Here is a 1,550-nt window from a genome sequence, read left to right as displayed (position 1 = left end):
CCTAAGGCCGCCAACGACCAATTCTTGCTCAGCCTCGTCGGGCAACACAAGGTCTCGTAGCCCGGATGGAGCGGAGCGTAGTCCGGGAATCTATCCAAGCGGAAAGAGCGGCCCCGGATTGCGCTGCGCTCCATCCGGGCTACGGGCCGGTGTTGATTTGCGCCACCAGCCACGACGTTGGTATGGTTCGTGCAAGCATCCCAGCTTCCATCTCCCCCGACAAGAACGAGACAATGCCCAACCCGATTTTCCCGAGCTCACGCCCCGATCGCATTCGCAATCTCCTCGCCGACCTCGTCGGCTTCGACACCATCAGCGACCGCACCAATTTGCCCCTGATCGCCCACATCGAGAGCTATCTCGCCTTCCTCGGCGTCAAGGGCGAGCGCATCGTCGACGTAACAGGGCAGAAGGCTTCGCTGTGGGTGACGATCGGGCCGGAAGACCGGCCGGGACTCGTGCTGTCGGGCCATACCGACGTCGTACCCGTTGCCGGCCAGGACTGGAGCCATGATCCGTTCAAGCTGGTCGAACGCGACGGCAAGCTCTATGGCCGCGGCACCACCGACATGAAGGGCTTTGTCGCGGTGTGCCTCGCCATGGTGCCGGAGATGCTGGAGGCGAAGCTGGCAACGCCGATTCATCTCGCGATCTCCTATGACGAGGAGATCGGCTGCGTCGGCGTGCGCCCGATGCTGCGCGAAGTCGCGAAGAAACGGATAAAGCCGCTCGGCGCCTTCATCGGCGAGCCGACCGAGATGAAGGTCATCATCGGCCACAAGGGCAAGCACGGCGTGCGCGCGACCTTCCGCGGCCTCGCCCGCCACTCCTCGATCGCGCCTGACGGCGTCAACGCGATCGAATATGCCGCCGAGCTGATCGTCGAGATCCGCCGCCGCGCCGTGGCGCTCGCAGCCGTGCGAGCGACCGACAGCCTCTACGACGTCCCGCACTCGACGCTGCTCACCAGCATCGTGCATGGCGGCGCGGCGCTGAACATCGTGCCCGACACCTGCACAGTGGATTTCGAATGCCGCGGCATCGGTATCACCGAGTCGCGTGAGGTGACGGACGCGATCGTCGCCTGGGCCAAGGCCGAGCTCGAGCCCGCGATGAAGGCGAGAAGCCCTGAATGCGGCCTCGATTTCGAGGAGATCCTCGACTATCCCGCGCTCGACACCGCCGCCGATGCGACAATCGTCACACTGGCAAAGAGCCTCGCCGGCCGCAACGACCACGCCAAGGTCGCGTTCGGCACCGAGGCAAGTCTGTTTGCCAGCATGGCCGACATCCCCTCAGTGGTCATCGGCCCCGGATCGATCGCGCAGGCGCACACGCCGGACGAATTCGTGGCGATGGCAGAGCTGGAGAAATGCGCGGGCTTCGTCGAGAAGCTGATCGCACATTGTGTGAAGGGGTAGCCGGAATGCGTGGTTGACTGGGTCCCGGCTCTGCGCAGCAACGCTACGCGTTGCAGCGCGTCCGGGACACGAGAGCGAGGCCCGCTCGTCCACACCTGCGACCAGAGAAGTATTGAGGCCGAAAACCGG

1 protein-coding gene is annotated in these 1,550 nt (G+C 64.6%); it reads left to right on the top strand.

The annotated features are described in order from the left end of the window. Positions 1-233: 233 nt before the first annotated feature. The gene (gene argE / locus IVB29_RS34325; RefSeq protein ID WP_247507851.1) at positions 234-1,421 is read left to right on the top strand and encodes an acetylornithine deacetylase; all 1,188 of its coding nucleotides are present in this window, start codon (positions 234-236) and stop codon (positions 1,419-1,421) included. Positions 1,422-1,550: the final 129 nt, after the last annotated feature.

Source organism: Bradyrhizobium sp. 1, from assembly GCF_023073315.1.
In the GTDB taxonomy this organism is placed as follows: Bacteria; Pseudomonadota; Alphaproteobacteria; order Rhizobiales; family Xanthobacteraceae; genus Bradyrhizobium.
The sequence above is the reverse complement of the archived record's forward strand: the minus strand, read 5'-3'. Positions and strand labels throughout refer to the sequence as shown.